Genomic DNA, 14,567 nt, shown 5'->3' on the forward strand with positions numbered 1-14,567 from the left:
TCATTCTTATTTCTTCTGCTTTTCTTCTTTCTTTTCTCTCCATAGCTTCTCCATAATATCTGCGTAACTGAAATGTAACAAATGAGTCATTGGGCTGTAACTCATGACGGATAGTTACTTCTTATCGCGCTGTCACATAAGATTCACATTTGGCCAGTACAGTGAAACCTTTTCATGATGTTCTTGATTGGGTTTCAAAAAAACGCGCGAGATTATGTAAATCCTTATGGAGAGTGTCCAATGGGGCAAGCTGTTAAAATCGCTTCCAGAAATCTTGATTTTTACTATGGAGACTTCAAAGCTCTTGAAGGGATCTCCATGGATTTTGCGGAGAATAGAGTTACCGCGCTTATCGGGCCTTCCGGCTGTGGTAAAAGTACTTTCTTACGCTGTCTAAATAGAATGAATGATCTTATTCCCGGCACTAAAGTCGAGGGTGATCTTACCCTTGATAATGAAGATATATATGCTCAGGGGCTTGATGTTGTTACTTTGCGACGTCGTGTGGGAATGGTTTTTCAGAAACCAAATCCTTTCCCGAAATCCATATTCGAAAATGTTGCTTATGGACTTCGCGTCAACGGCATTAAGGATAAAGAGTATCTGGCTGTAAAGGTGGAAGAGAGTTTAAAGGGCAGTGCGCTCTGGGATGAGGTCAAGGATAGGCTTCATGCTTCAGCACTTGGTCTTTCCGGCGGTCAGCAGCAGAGGCTTTGTATTGCAAGGGCTTTGGCTGTCGAACCTGAAATTTTGCTGATGGATGAACCTGCTTCGGCTCTGGATCCTATTGCGACTCAAAAGATTGAAGATTTGATTCATGAATTGAAGAAGAAGTTTACGATAATTATTGTTACCCACAGCATGCAGCAGGCTGCGAGGGTTTCAGATCGAACGGCTTTCTTTTATATGGGCCGCCTTATTGAAACCGGCAACACTGAGACAATGTTCACCAAGCCCAAGAACAAGCAGACTGAGGATTATATCACCGGACGTTTCGGTTAAATAGATAAGATTATTTGCCGGATCCCGTAAGTGTGGCGGAGATCTAAAGGTCACATATCGTCGGGCAAATTATGTCCGTTTTTGAACTTAAAGTCAGTGTGAGGAGATATAGTATGGAGCAGCGTGGACATTTCACCAAAAAGATGGACGATTTGAAAGTTCAGATTCTACGCATGTCGAGCATGGCTGAGGCCGCACTTCATAATGCGGTAAAAGCTCTTCTTGAGAATAATGTGGAACTGGCAGAAGAAGTCATAATGAATGATATAAAAATTAACGAGCTCGAATGTGAGCTTGATAAATTTAATATCGGTCTATTGGCTTTGGATCAGCCTATGGCAAGAGACTTACGGTTCATTGTTGGAGCCATGCGTATAAGCAGTAATCTTGAAAGAATCGGAGATGAAGCTGTTAATTTAGCTCAGCGCGCCGTATTTTTGAGTACAAGACCTGCTTTACCTTATAATAAAAAGCTTGAGCAGATGACTGAGATTGCGAACGAAATGGTGGCTCAAGCCGTAAAGTCTTTCGCGGATGAAGACCCTGTTCTTGCTGGAAAAGTTTGCGGCATGGATAATAGTGCCGATAGTTTGAATGTGAGAATTTTAAAGGGATTGATTGAAGATATGGTTCATGAAACGCGGCTTGTAGAAAGGGGCGTTCATTTAATTATGGCTTCTAATCATCTTGAGAGAGTGGCTGACCAAGCGACTAATATCGCGGAATCAGTGATTTTTATTACTCAGGGCATAAATGTTAAGCATGACTGCTTGGATAACTATTCTCTGGTGTAAAGTGTATTTAGCTTGATGAGTAAAAAAGGCCGGAATTATTCCGGCCTTTTTTTTGTTCTGGTAAGTATGGAAAAACTTCTTATCTTCATTTTCCATCTGGTGGGCATTGATGTAGCCATTGAGCTTCTGCTGCACGTGGCCCAGATCCTCATCAAATCCGGATGAGTTCTGTCCTGAAATGTCTTGGACATAAGCTCCGTTTCGGTATAGCCGAGTATTTTGTACACAGATGAGTTTACTTTAAGCCAACTGCAGAACCTATTTCCATATTACCTCTTCAATCGTTTAAAATCTAACTCATTATTTCATAGTGTAGATCTCTTAATTGTAGATTTTTTCTAATATTATCGCACTTGTCAAATTGAATTGAAAAAAGGTTTGATTAATATATACTGATAAAGAAGCTGGTTAAAAATATTGCAGGTAACATTTGAAATATAATTTATGGCAAGGTTGCTTTGTAGAAGAGTTTTTGGGCTCAACTATTCCTATTTTGAATTTGAACAAACCCTAAATTTGGTTTACATATATTAAATTTTAAGATAGAAGCAGTTCTCTTAATCTCAAGAGGAAAAGTCTGTAATAGTTGCCAGCAGCGAACAAAACGTTGTTGATAATTGGACTCGAAACTTGAGGTTCACTTTCAGGGCATAGGGATGAAGTATGACTTCATTGTCAATGGTTAATTTGTGTATCGGCTGCCTCGGAACGCATGCTCAAATTGATTTCAATGTACTTCCCCATTATAAAATATGCCAAAAATTGTCCGGGGACATTGTTGTTGGAGGTAACTTATGGAAAATAATGAAATGAACTCTGAAATGGAAATGGATATGGACTTCGAGGCTGCCCTTGAAGATTATCTAAATGCCGATTTCGGAAACTTGGACGAAGGTAGTATTGTACTAGGTGAAGTTGTTAAGGTTGATAAGGACTTCGTTCTTATTGATGTTAACTTCAAATCTGAAGGACAGATTGCTGCTTCCGAATTTTTGGATGTAGATGGCGAAATGACCGTAAAGGTCGGTGACAAAGTTGACGTTTATGTTTCAAACAAAAACGAAAACGAAGGCACTATCCATCTTTCCCGTGACAAAGCCAAACGTATGCAGCTCTTCGACAAACTCGAAGAAATGCAGGAAAGCGAAGGCATTGTTGAAGGTAGAATCGTACGCCGTATTAAAGGTGGTTACACAGTCGATCTCGACGGTGTTGAAGCATTCCTACCTGGCTCACACGTTGATCTCCGCCCCGTTCCAGATATGGACGCACTGGTAGATCAGACATACGAATTTAAGATCCTTAAGATCAACCGCCGTCGTAGCAACGTAATCGTTTCAAGACGTGTTCTTCTCGAAGAACAGCGTAATGAAATGCGTTCCAAGTTGCTCGAAACTCTTGAAGAAGAGCAGACTATTATCGGTAAGGTTAAGAACATCACTGAATACGGTGTGTTTATCGATCTCGGCGGTCTTGACGGACTTCTCCATATTACCGACATGTCTTGGAAGCGTATTAAGCATCCTAAAGAAATGGTCGCACTTGGTGATGAACTTGAGCTTAAAGTACTGAATTTTGACCAGGAAGGACAGAAAGTCTCTCTCGGACTCAAACAGCTCGTTCCTGATCCATGGGAAGACATCTCCGGCAAGTACCCTGAAGGTTCCAAGTTCTCTGGCAAGGTTACTAACCTAGCTGATTACGGTGCTTTCGTTGAGCTTGAAGCTGGAGTTGAAGGACTTGTTCATATCTCTGAAATGTCCTGGACCCGCAAACTCCGTCATCCTTCACAGATGGTTCGTGTTGGTGACGAAGTTGACGTTATTGTTTTGGGTGTTGATCCTGACAAGAAACGCATCTCTCTTGGTATGAAGCAAGTTAAGCCTAATCCTTGGGATGTTGTTGCAGAGAAGTTCCCTGAAGGAACAGTTCTCGAAGGTCAGATCAAGAATATCACTGAATTTGGTGTATTCATCGGTATCGAAGACGGTATTGACGGACTCATTCACGTTTCTGATATCTCCTGGACAAGAAAAGTACGTCACCCTTCAGAAGTTTACAGTGTTGGCGATGCCGTTCAGGCGAAAGTCCTCACTGTTGATAAAGAAAACGAAAAGTTCACCCTCGGCGTAAAGCAGCTCTCCGATGACCCATGGTCTCAGGTACCTTCTAAGTACCCAGTCGGCTGTACCCTTGAAGGACTTATCACCAATATCACTGACTTCGGTCTCTTTGTTGAGGTTGAAGAAGGTATTGAAGGTTTGGTTCACGTTTCTGAAATCTCTCATAAGAAGATCAAGAATCCTTCTGAGATGTTTAAAGAAGGCGTTACCATTCAGGCTAAAGTTATCCACGTTAGCGCTGATGAACGCAGACTAGGTCTGTCCATCAAACAGCTGAAAGAAGATGGCGAAAAGCATAAGCCAAAAGAATTCCGTTCTGGTCCTGCTGATTCCGGCAACACTTTGGGTGAACTCCTCAGGCAGAAGCTTGTAGATGCAACCGAAGCGAAAGCTGCTGAGTCTGAGGATGACGAATCCTAGGCATAGTTTCTCTGTAAGGCATCCGTTTTTATTCGGGTTCAGCCTGCTTTTAATGGCTGTGGTCCTCCTATGGGGGATCACAGCCTTTTTTAATGGAAAAGCAGACCGCATGCTGGGATCCGATATGATCGGTGTAGTTAATATACAGGGAACTATTACAGACTCTTTGCCCACGGTGAAGTTTTTACGAGAATTGCGTAGAGATAAATCAGTTAAGGGCGTTCTTTTAAGGATTAACTCTCCTGGCGGCACCATTGCACCGTCACAAGAACTATACCTTGCGGTAAAGCGGTTTGCGGAAGTTAAGCCTATCGTTGCCTCGTTTGGAACTGTTGCGGCTTCAGGAGGCTATTACGCTGCGGCTCCGGCTACTCAGATTATTGCCAACTCTGGATCAATCACCGGCAGTATCGGGGTTAAAGCTGAGTACGCAAGTTTTAAACAGCTCATGGATAAAATTGGCATTAAACCGATCATTATTACGAGCGGAAATCTGAAGGGCGCAGGATCACCGTATTCTGAGCTGACAGAAGAGCAGCGCAAGTATCTTCAGCACTTAATTATGGACATGCATAACATGTTTGTAGATGACGTTGCCGCGGCCCGTAAACTTGACCATAAAGATGTCGAAAAAATTGCTGACGGTAGGGCTATGTCCGGCCGTGAGGCAAAAGAGCTTGGTCTTGTAGATAGACTCGGTGGATTTGAAGACAGCGTGACTGTTTTGAAGGCTCTATGTAATATTGAAGGCGATGTACCATTCATAGAGGGCCCTGAAAAAGATGAGCCGTTGCTCAAAGAAATACTTGGTTCTCTGGGAATTATTCCTTCCGGTTCATTTGGTGGGGATGGTTTTATTCTATCTTATTGATCTATGCAGATTTCACTCGTCCGATTCTGTTTAAATATTTGTACACAGGTAATAGGTTTAATTTATTTTTACCTCTAAAATCAAGAAAGTAGCACTTGTGCATCCCGCTCGTTTCGTGCGAACCTAGCCTTAATGGTATAGAATCTATTGTGGCCTATACGGTGGACAGTGCTCGCTTAGCTTGCAGAGAGCTGATAATTAATGATGCTGATAGTAAATGTGAGTGTTTAGATAAGAAAGAGAGGGTTTTGTGGAAACTCGTTACGATAAGATTGTTCGTGAATATTTTGAAGCACGTTCAGGTTATATAGTTCTTTTAAGCGATGAACCCGGTTTTTATAAGCTCCTTCGAGGGACTTTATACAAAATTCTGGCAATTCGGCGAGACTGCTTGTCGGCTTTTCAGGAGCAGGCTCCTGCTATGCGGGAGATTAAAGAAAAAGTGGATGAAGGCGGTTCTGTGATAGTCTTTGTGGAAAGGTTGCTAAAAGGTAAACCTTCTGCTGATTTTGTCCTGAATATCAGAAGACTTTTTCCTGATGTAAAAATGGTCGTTTTAACTGGTGAGATAAGTAAAGAAGAGCTCATTCTTTTACATGAGATTGGCGCAAGTAATATTATTACCAAGCCTGTTTCAGTCGACAGCTTAGTTCAGAAGCTGGCTTTTACTATCAAACCGCAGGGCAAGCTGAATCAGCTTGTGCAGGTTGGTAAGGAGTTACTCCGCAAGGGAGACCTTGAAAAAGTGATGCTTGTTGGTGACAAAATCTTGGAAATGAAGCCAGGAAGTCCTGCTGCTTTGATGTTGATCGGCGACGCCCTCAGCGGACTTGGGCGCAGAGATGAAGCCCTTAAGTCCTTTATGCAGGCGCATGAGCAGTCTACTGTTTTCATGGAGCCTATCAAGAAGCTAGCTGCGTTTTATAAAGAGAATGACGACGAGCAGTATCTGGTTTACCTAAAGAAGCTTGATCGAATCAGCCCTTTAAATACTGAGCGCAAATGTGAGATAGGGCGCGTCCATCTTGATCGCGAGGAACTCGAAGACGCAGAAGTTTTCTTTGATCAGGCATGCAAGTGTGCTGTTAAAGAAGCTCATAGCTATCTTTCTCAAGTTATGAGTGGGATCGCGGAATCGTTATTTGATGTATCTCCTTCGATGGCTGAAAAGTATTATACCAAACTTCTATCGGTTAAATCAGCTAGTCTTAGTTCGGAAGATCTTGAGACCTATAACCGTCTTGGGATTGCTATGCGCAAGCAGGGGAAGTGGGAAAATGCAGTCTCTAATTACCAGGAAGCCCTTCGAGTGGCTCCCAAAGAAGCTGGCTTATATTATAATATAGGATTGGCTTATACTGATGGTAAAGAGTATGCTAAGTGTGCTCAGTCATTCAAAAGAGCCATTAATATTGATGGAGATATTCATAAAGCCTCTCCTGCTGTGGCCCGGAACATTGCAGCAATATTTCTTAAAGTAGGCTTGAGTGATGATGCACGTACTATCATCGGTGAAGCTTTAACTGTTTTTGCTGATGATGTTCAGCTTAAAAAGTTGCTTAAGAAAGCAGGTACTTAAAAAAAAGTAACTTTGTGTTTGAGCTTCGTTAGTTTTTATACGATTTTTAAAAGTCAGGATTTTTATAGATGTATTCGATTTCAGTACTTGTCTTAGGATTTATAATCTTCATGATTATTTATGGACGCTTTATGAATGTGAGCGGACATATATCCAGACGCAGAATGCAGCTTGATAACTTTCGTGATCAGGTTGAATTCCGTGTTAAGAGGCTTGTGATTGGAACAAGGCAGATTCAAGAAGATATTGCTCTTGAACGTGAACATCTTGAAGAACTTAAGGAAGAGCTTACCGATATGAGGGATGAGATATGATCTTATTTCTTGTTCTTTCCGGCGGAATTATGATTCTTGCGCTGATTATCAACAACATGATCACTTCTTGGCATACAGATCAGCTTAAGGCCTTTCAGATTGAAGAAGTCGGACTTAGAAATAGACTCGATTCAGCTATCGACAAGCAGAGAAATTTATTGATCGAGCTTAGGAATATAAAGGCTGAAATCGTTAATTGTAAGAATATGATTGAAAGCCAGTACATGGATGATGGCTTCGATTAGATGTTATGTGATTGGTAATTTTTTAGCCCCCTTAGATTTATAATCTAAGGGGGCTTTTCTTTAGTTTGTATGCGACTGGGGTACTATAATTGCTTTTAGAATGTGATGTCAGAGAGAGTAACATCATCACCAGAGTCAATGGTTGCAATAAGAGTGTTTCCACCATCTTCAGTCCCGTTGGAATCATACCATAGAGCCTTACCGACATTATCAAATACGAAATAAGCACTGGTGTCTTCAGAAGAGCCATTGGTTCCATCGTATGTTTCTGAAATGGTCTTGAATCCAGCTGAGCTGCTAAAGTCATCACCGCTGAATTTAAAGTCATCTTCGGCGGAGTTGAAATTTGTTATTGTGTCGCCTCCGTCACTTTTAGAACTGTACACGAGGACTGAATTTGTTGTGTCATAAAGGACCATAGTGTCGTTACCACCGCCTCCTTGAATTGTCTCAGCTCCGGAAGTTTTGCCGCCAAAATTATCAGCTACAGATGAACCTATGACGTAGTCTATGCTTGAGAAAACATCATGGAATGGGGATCCTCCAGAAAGGTCGACTGTGCCGTCCTGCATATTGATTGTCAAAAGTTCACCAAGTGAAGCGTAACTCAAGACGTCATCTCCCCCCCCGCCAACGTAAGTGTCATTCCCCATGGTTCCGATAAAAGTTTCAGCACCAGTTCCACCCGTTATCATGTCTGCGCCGGCAGAGCCTTCGAAGACTTCAAAACCTGAAAATGTATCGGTGACTCCGTCGTGAACAACTGTGCCATCTGTGCCATTCGCCCCAGCTGTACCATTGATGGTTACAGGGGTTAACGAGTGTATATAAGAGAGCGTGTCTGTTCCTTCGCCACCAATAATGGAGTTTTCGCCTTGCCCAACTTCGAAATGTTCGTTTCCGGTGCTCCCTGTGAGTGAGTCACCGTTGTTTGATCCGATTATTTTTTCAATGCTGATAAAATTTTCATATCTTCCTATGACCGAACCGTGAGTTGCATTTCCTGATCCAGAGGAAGCGAAGGTGAGGGTTATTGCTTCAGCAGCAGAAGCAAATGAAAGCGTATCTGTTCCAGATCCACCATCTATGGAGTCGCCTCCTTCTCCTGCTAAAATGGTGTCGTCACCACCGTTACCATAAAGGAAGTCGTCGCCGAGTCCACCGTCAAGGATGTCATTTCCACTGTTACCACTTATTGAGTTGGCTTGGCCATCTCCGTCAATGGTATCATCTTTAGTTGAACCGTAAACATTATCTATGTCTGAGAGTACATCTGTGTAGCCATCATGTTCTCCTACCCCATCTCCCAAGCCGACAACAATCCCTGCGGCGGCATCAGCGTATGAAACAGTGTCGTTCCCGCCTCCACCAGTGATGGTGTTAATTCCTTTTCCCCCGCTGAAAGTTTCATTACCAGTGCTACCTGTGAATGTGTCTCCTAAATCAGAGCCTATGAAGCTTTCGATGCCGGTAAATGTGTCAACTCCACCATCATGGGTAGCCGAGCCGGCTCCTTCTGCCACATCCACACTAAGGCTTACTCCTACTGTTGCGTCGGGATCTGCAAAAGAAATTGTGTCTGTTCCGTCGCCCCCATAAATCGTATTGTTCCCGTCGCCCCCGAAAAAGGTTTCGGCCCCATCGCTTCCTGTGAATGTATCATTGTAAGCAGTACCTATGAAACTTTCGATGCCGGAAAAAGTGTCAACGCCACCATCATGGGTTGCTGAGCCAGCTCCTACGGCAACATCTACACTAACGCTTACCCCTACGCTTGCGCTGGGGTCTGCAAAAGAAATTGTATCTGTACCGCTACCACCCGCGATTGAGTTGCTTCCGCCCAAACCCGTAATAGTGTCGTTCCCGCTTCCACCCATAAGTGTGTTGGCCTGAGAGGCAGAACCGATAATAATATCATTGTAGCTTGACCCGATAACATTTTCAATATTGGAAAGTATGTCTGTTCCTGCCGCACCAGTGGCTGTACCTCCAGCGTCACTGAGCGTTACTTGGATATCGCAGGAAGCATTTTCGTACTGTATCCAGTCAGAACCATCACCACCATCAATGGTGTCGTTTCCGTTTAAGCCTTCAAACCAGTTGGCGTTGCCGTCACCCGTGAGGTTGTCATCAGAATTGGAGCCGATGATGCCTTCTATGTTGTTTAGGACATCGTTGCCGTCTGCGCCTGTTGCGGTATTCGTAGCAAGGTTTACGGTCACGCTTGCTGTTGCGTCTGAGTAGGATGCGAAATCTATGTCTGTGCCGGAAGTTCCACCGTCGAGCGTGTCATCTCCGAGTCCGCCGTTTAGAGTGTCCGCTCCGTCTTCACCGTATAACGCGTCGTTGCCGTCTTTACCGTAAAGTATGTCATCATCTGTTCCACCATATAGACTATCGTTCCCGTCATCACCTGTGAGGGTATCTTTTCCGGCATCACCTGTAAGGGTGTCAGCTCCGGATCCACCACTCAGGAGGTCGTCGCCATCTCCCCCACTAAGGGAGTCGTCACCTTCTTCGCCGTAAAGTTTATCACTTGCGCCGAGTCCGAGCATTTTGTCTGCACCGGAAGTTCCTGTGAGGTTATCTGACTCAGAGGTTCCAGTGATGGTGTTGTATGTGATGTCATCATCGCCAGCACTATCGTCATCGTCATCGTCATCGATAGTGAATATTACAGTCTCTGGCTCCGGATCTGGATCAGGATCTAACGGAGGATCGTCAGGTCTTGGTGGAGGCTCATCAATAGGAGATTCTGGTGGTGGAGCGAACTCTGGTCCGCCTCTCCCATTTTCTGGTCCAACTCCTACAGGTGGCCCAACTGGAGGTTCACCGACTTGTCCGGGCATCACTCCTTGTGCGCCTTGCAGGCCACTTTCGCCGCCTTCTGGTTCTCCACCACCGGGTGCTACATCTTCAGGGAGGGCTTCACCTTCGCCTTCGCCATCACCTTCTTGTGGTGCGTCGTCCTGATCTTCATCGGGGGAGTCTTCATCTTCTTCTTGGCGCTCTTGGATGATTTCCTGTTCTTCTCTGATGTTGGCAGGAGCTATTTCTCGGAAGGAGCTTAACTCCTGAGGGGAAATAGGACGAACAGGGCTAAGTGATCCGGATGGCGATACGTCAACCATACCGAGCGGATTTGCTATCTGGCGAATTGCGCCATCAATATTACTTTGAACTATGAGAGCTTTACCGCTGTGAATTTCTTCGACCCCGTGCTTTTCAATGCCGCCGGGCTTGACTTCATGGACGGTAATTGTGCCGCGAATACCGATGGTGGCAAGCGGGGATCCAACTTTAAATCTTTCAGGGTTTTGTTCGGCTATTTTACCTGTAACTACGCGAAATGTTCCTTCTGTAATATCTAGCAGAAGCTCAGATGCCGAGGTGTCGGTTGTATCATAAACGTAGTCGTCAAGAGTGATGCGGGAATTGCCACCCTGAGATAGCAGCGTGTCATCGATGAATCTTACCTCGATGTTGCCTTCAGGGCCTGTGACTAAATGCTCCCCTTGGAATATAGGGCTACCTGGTTCAAGAACGCGAGAACCTGAATCAGATTCTGCGTAAGCTTCTCCTGTTAAGCCGGTAATGACACCGATTTCAGTAGGGCTATTTTGAGATTCAGGCATATAGGGACTCCGCGGGGAAAATTAAAATATTTCGATTATTTACTAAACTAAGCTATTATATTTATCATTTAAAATGATGGAAGTCATTCTTTTACAGTATTAAAAAAATATTTACGGAGGGTTATTTTAGGCACATTTATCTAAGAAACCATTATGCTCTGCCTGTCTTGTTGCTTGTATAAGAGCAAGAATTTAGTGTAGAGTCATAATAGAATTTGAAATTATATTGATATGTTTTTAGCTTGGAGGAAGTAATGGAGCTTTTGAAAAATGGTATATCTTCGGGGAAATCGATCCCTGTATGGCTCAGGATTGCCATTCCTACTATTACTTCTATGATACTTTTTTGTATTGTTCTGTTTCTTGTGCATATGCCGGCAGTTCGCGAAGCAATGATAGATCAGAAGAAGGATTCTATGCGTTACATGACGCAGGTTGCAACTAGCATGCTGGGGCATATCCGTGCACAGGAGCGAGAGGGGCTTATTTCAACTAAAGAGGCTAAGAAGAGAGGCTCTGAAATTTTGTATTCATTGCGCTTCGGTCCTCAAAATAAAGACTATTTCTGGATTACAGATTATACACCCCGTATGGTTATGCATCCTTATAGACCCGAGCTCGATGGGAAAGATTTAAAAAACTTCGTAGACTTGAAAGGTAATCGCCTCTTTGAAAACATGAGAGATATTACGGAAAAAAATGGCGAAGGTTATGTGAAATATTATTGGCAGTGGAAAGATAAGCCGGGGACTGAGTATGCGAAACTTTCATTTGTTAAAAGGTTTGAACCTTGGGGCTGGATAATCGGGACAGGGCTTTATCTTGAGGATGTTGATGCTGAGGTAGAAGCTCAGAATAGAACGCTGGTCATGTTAACTTTGGCTATACTCGCAGTGATTTTACTCCTTTCAGTGTACTCAATAGTTCAAAGTAGAAAAGCCGGAGAGTTGCTTGAAGAGACTGAGGCACTTTTTGAAGGAGTTTTTAAAAATAGTTTTCAGATGGTGGGAGTTCTTAGCCCTGAGGGTGTTGTTTGGATGGTGAATCAGACCGCACTTGATTTAGTAGATGTGGCTGCTGATGAGATTATTGGAGAATACTGTTGGGATACGCCATGGTGGGATCATTCTGTGGCTATTCAGTCCAGACTGAAAGAGTTTATTAAAAATTCAGCACATGGTGAAATCAGCCATGATGTTGCTACTCATTTTGATACATCCGGAAATAAAGTTACTGTCGATTTTTCCATAAAGCCTGTCTTTAATGCGGGAGGAGAAGTCCTTTTTTTGATACTCGAGGGGCATGATATTACTGCCTTGAAAAAGGCTGAAAAACAACTTGCCATAAGCGAAGCAATGTTCAAGGGCGTGTTTGACCAGTCCATGCAATTTATGGGTGTACTCTCTATTGATGGGACCCTTCTTGAGGCTAATGCCGCTGCTCTTGCTCTCTGGAGAGTTGAAGGTGAGGAAGTGCTCGGAAAGCCATTTTGGGAAGGGCCATGGTGGCAGGAGCCTAAGGCTTTAATTCCAATGCTTCAGGATGGAATCCGGCGGGCAGCTGACGGACAGACTATTCGTAGACAAATTGCGACTCGCCCCGCAGAGGGAGAGGTTCGGTACATAGACTTTTCGCTGAAGCCTGCTTTAGGGGTACAGGGGAATATACTTTATCTGATTGCTGAAGGACGCGATATTACCGAACTCAAAATGGTTCAGGATCAATTGCGAGATCTAAATGCGGAACTTGAAGATAAGGTTGAAGAGAGAACCAGTGAGCTGCGGGAGTCTCTGGATAGATTGGAAAATGCTCAAAATCAGTTGATTCAATCTGAAAAAATGGCTGCGCTAGGTGATCTCGTTGCCGGTGTTGCGCATGAAATTAATACTCCCATTGGTATTAGCGTAACAAGTATCAGCTATATGGAAGAGCGTTTGAATGGGATTGTTGGAAAAATTAACAATGGTGAACTTCGCAAATCTGATTTGGATAAGTTCATGTCGATTGCTCAAGAGGCAACTTCGTCCAGCATGGTCAATTTGCATCGGGCCGCTGAACTGATAGGTAACTTTAAGCAGGTTGCCGTTGACCAGACTTCCGGGCATAGACGTAAAATTAATTTGCACGCTTATCTCGACGAAATATTGCTAAGTTTACGCTCCAAGTACAAAAGAACGCAGCATAAAATAAATATATTCTGCCCTGATGATCTTGTGTTAAACACATGGCCCGGTGCATTTATGCAGATTTTTTCGAACTTGATAATCAATTCTTTGATACACGGGTTTGATGGAGTTGAGGCTGGGAATATATCCATACGGGCCGAGGTTGCAGCTGATTATGTTCAGTTGGGTTATAGTGATGATGGTAAAGGAATGAGTAGTGAAAATGTTGCTAAGATATTTGAGCCGTTCTTTACTACTCGCAGAGGAAGAGGTGGAACCGGTCTGGGTATGAGTATTGTTTACAACTTAGTGACCAGCCGTCTTGGCGGTTCGATCTCGTGCACCAGTGTAGCGGGCGAAGGGACAGCTTTCATTATTAAGCTTCCTTTGGATATCGTGGCAGAATAATTTGATTGGTTTTCTGCTCTTGACGGTTTGGTATTAATAAATATCTTTTAAATACCGCGTTTTTCAGCGCGGTATTTACTTTTGTGGAAATTTTGCTGCACTTTCAAAACGAAATATGCGGCGGTTATGTTTATATAAAATCAGTGAGGGATCTATTTTATGACCAGTCAGATTAAAACATTTTTCCTGCTCGCTTCTCTTACCGCGATTATTCTTTTTCTCGGTGGAATGATGGGCGGACGCACAGGGCTTATTCTTGCCTTCGGAATTGCTATGTTTATGAATGTGGGAAGTTATTGGTACTCAGATAAGATTGTGCTTAAAATGTATAAAGCCAGACAGCTTTCACGGAACGATGCTCCGCAAGTTTTTGAGATGGTTCAGGAGCTTGCCGCCAATGCTGGCGTTCCGGCTCCTAGGCTCTATGTAATAGATCAAGATTCTCCTAATGCTTTTGCCACAGGCCGAAATCCTGAGAATGCGGTGGTTGCGATCACAAGTGGTATTATGCGCATTCTTACTCCGGAAGAATTGCGCGGAGTTATTGCTCATGAAATCGGTCATATTGCTAATCGTGACATTTTGATTCAGTCCGTTGCGGCTGTCCTTGCCGGGGCAATTATGATGATTGCAAATATGTTGCAGTGGGCAACTCTTTTCGGATTCGGCAGTGATGATGAAGACGGTCCAAGCCCGATAGCCGCAATAGCGCTCGCTATTATCGCACCTATTGCCGCATCTGTAATTCAGATGGCAATTTCGCGCTCCAGAGAATATCTGGCTGATTCCACAGGAGCTAGAATTTCCCGTGATCCTAAGGCTCTTGCTTCAGCTCTTTATAAGCTGGATGCAACAGTCCGCAATATTCCTATGGACGCAAATCCCGCAACCGAGAATATGTTTATCGTCAACCCATTCAGCGGTGCGAGTATGTCAAAATGGTTCAGCACACATCCTTCGACAGAAGAGCGTATTGCGCGGTTGATGGAGATGTCCCGTAACCTTTAATCC

Annotated in this window: 11 protein-coding genes; 10 read left to right on the forward strand and 1 reads right to left on the reverse strand. The window is 43.7% G+C overall.

Going from position 1 to position 14,567, the window contains the following annotated elements:
* Positions 1-240: 240 nt before the first annotated feature.
* From pstB to BR06_RS0115795, 8 genes are all read left to right on the forward strand, one after another.
* Positions 241-1,002: a phosphate ABC transporter ATP-binding protein PstB gene (pstB, locus tag BR06_RS0115760; RefSeq protein ID WP_031484774.1), complete on the forward strand. Its 762-nt coding sequence runs from the start codon at positions 241-243 to the stop codon at positions 1,000-1,002.
* 113 nt (positions 1,003-1,115) lie between these two features.
* Positions 1,116-1,796 (forward strand): phosphate signaling complex protein PhoU, encoded by a 681-nt coding sequence (phoU, locus tag BR06_RS0115765; protein ID WP_031484775.1) that lies wholly within the window; start codon positions 1,116-1,118, stop codon positions 1,794-1,796.
* Positions 1,797-1,811: 15 nt separating this feature from the next.
* Positions 1,812-1,961, forward strand: coding sequence for a hypothetical protein (locus BR06_RS20365; RefSeq protein ID WP_156952722.1), 150 nt, complete (start codon positions 1,812-1,814; stop codon positions 1,959-1,961).
* 629 nt (positions 1,962-2,590) lie between these two features.
* Positions 2,591-4,339: a 30S ribosomal protein S1 gene (locus tag BR06_RS0115775; RefSeq protein ID WP_031484777.1), complete on the forward strand. Its 1,749-nt coding sequence runs from the start codon at positions 2,591-2,593 to the stop codon at positions 4,337-4,339.
* Positions 4,326-5,210, forward strand: coding sequence for a signal peptide peptidase SppA (gene sppA / locus BR06_RS0115780; RefSeq protein WP_034603071.1), 885 nt, complete (start codon positions 4,326-4,328; stop codon positions 5,208-5,210). Before BR06_RS0115775 ends, sppA begins: the two co-directional genes overlap by 14 nt.
* Before the next feature lie 250 nt (positions 5,211-5,460).
* Positions 5,461-6,789, forward strand: a complete 1,329-nt coding sequence (locus BR06_RS0115785; protein ID WP_031484781.1) for a tetratricopeptide repeat protein — start codon at positions 5,461-5,463, stop codon at positions 6,787-6,789.
* A gap of 68 nt (positions 6,790-6,857) precedes the next feature.
* Positions 6,858-7,103 carry a hypothetical protein gene (locus tag BR06_RS0115790; protein ID WP_031484783.1) on the forward strand — a complete coding sequence of 82 codons (246 nt, stop codon included), beginning with the start codon at positions 6,858-6,860 and terminating at the stop codon, positions 7,101-7,103.
* A complete protein-coding gene (locus BR06_RS0115795) occupies positions 7,100-7,348 on the forward strand; it encodes a hypothetical protein (RefSeq protein ID WP_031484785.1) in 249 nt (82 codons plus the stop codon). The genes BR06_RS0115790 and BR06_RS0115795 overlap by 4 nt, the downstream gene beginning before the upstream one ends.
* A gap of 95 nt (positions 7,349-7,443) precedes the next feature.
* Here BR06_RS0115795 and BR06_RS0115800 read toward each other — a convergent pair whose 3' ends face one another.
* The gene (locus BR06_RS0115800; protein ID WP_031484787.1) at positions 7,444-10,983 is read right to left on the reverse strand and encodes a FecR domain-containing protein; all 3,540 of its coding nucleotides are present in this window, start codon (positions 10,981-10,983) and stop codon (positions 7,444-7,446) included.
* A 254-nt stretch (positions 10,984-11,237) separates the two neighbouring features.
* On the opposite strand from BR06_RS0115800, the gene BR06_RS0115805 reads away from it, so the two are divergent.
* Positions 11,238-13,556 carry a cache domain-containing protein gene (locus BR06_RS0115805; RefSeq protein WP_031484788.1) on the forward strand — a complete coding sequence of 773 codons (2,319 nt, stop codon included), beginning with the start codon at positions 11,238-11,240 and terminating at the stop codon, positions 13,554-13,556.
* Positions 13,557-13,715: 159 nt separating this feature from the next.
* On the forward strand, positions 13,716-14,564 hold the full coding sequence (gene htpX, locus BR06_RS0115810; RefSeq protein WP_031484790.1) for a zinc metalloprotease HtpX: 849 nt from the start codon (positions 13,716-13,718) through the stop codon (positions 14,562-14,564).
* Positions 14,565-14,567: the final 3 nt, after the last annotated feature.

The sequence above is a fragment of the Maridesulfovibrio frigidus DSM 17176 genome, from assembly GCF_000711735.1.
Classification (GTDB): Bacteria; Desulfobacterota; Desulfovibrionia; order Desulfovibrionales; family Desulfovibrionaceae; genus Maridesulfovibrio; species Maridesulfovibrio frigidus.

Excerpts from the sequence above, each read along its gene's own strand:
- BR06_RS0115790 (WP_031484783.1), top strand. The coding sequence starts at position 6,858 with ATGTATTCGATTTCAGTACTTGTCTTAGGATTTATAATCTTCATGATT.
- BR06_RS0115795 (WP_031484785.1), top strand. The coding sequence starts at position 7,100 with ATGATCTTATTTCTTGTTCTTTCCGGCGGAATTATGATTCTTGCGCTG.
- BR06_RS0115800 (WP_031484787.1), bottom strand. The coding sequence starts at position 10,983 with ATGCCTGAATCTCAAAATAGCCCTACTGAAATCGGTGTCATTACCGGC.
- pstB (WP_031484774.1), top strand. The coding sequence starts at position 241 with ATGGGGCAAGCTGTTAAAATCGCTTCCAGAAATCTTGATTTTTACTAT.
- htpX (WP_031484790.1), top strand. The coding sequence starts at position 13,716 with ATGACCAGTCAGATTAAAACATTTTTCCTGCTCGCTTCTCTTACCGCG.
- phoU (WP_031484775.1), top strand. The coding sequence starts at position 1,116 with ATGGAGCAGCGTGGACATTTCACCAAAAAGATGGACGATTTGAAAGTT.
- BR06_RS20365 (WP_156952722.1), top strand. The coding sequence starts at position 1,812 with ATGAGTAAAAAAGGCCGGAATTATTCCGGCCTTTTTTTTGTTCTGGTA.
- BR06_RS0115775 (WP_031484777.1), top strand. The coding sequence starts at position 2,591 with ATGGAAAATAATGAAATGAACTCTGAAATGGAAATGGATATGGACTTC.
- BR06_RS0115805 (WP_031484788.1), top strand. The coding sequence starts at position 11,238 with ATGGAGCTTTTGAAAAATGGTATATCTTCGGGGAAATCGATCCCTGTA.
- sppA (WP_034603071.1), top strand. The coding sequence starts at position 4,326 with ATGACGAATCCTAGGCATAGTTTCTCTGTAAGGCATCCGTTTTTATTC.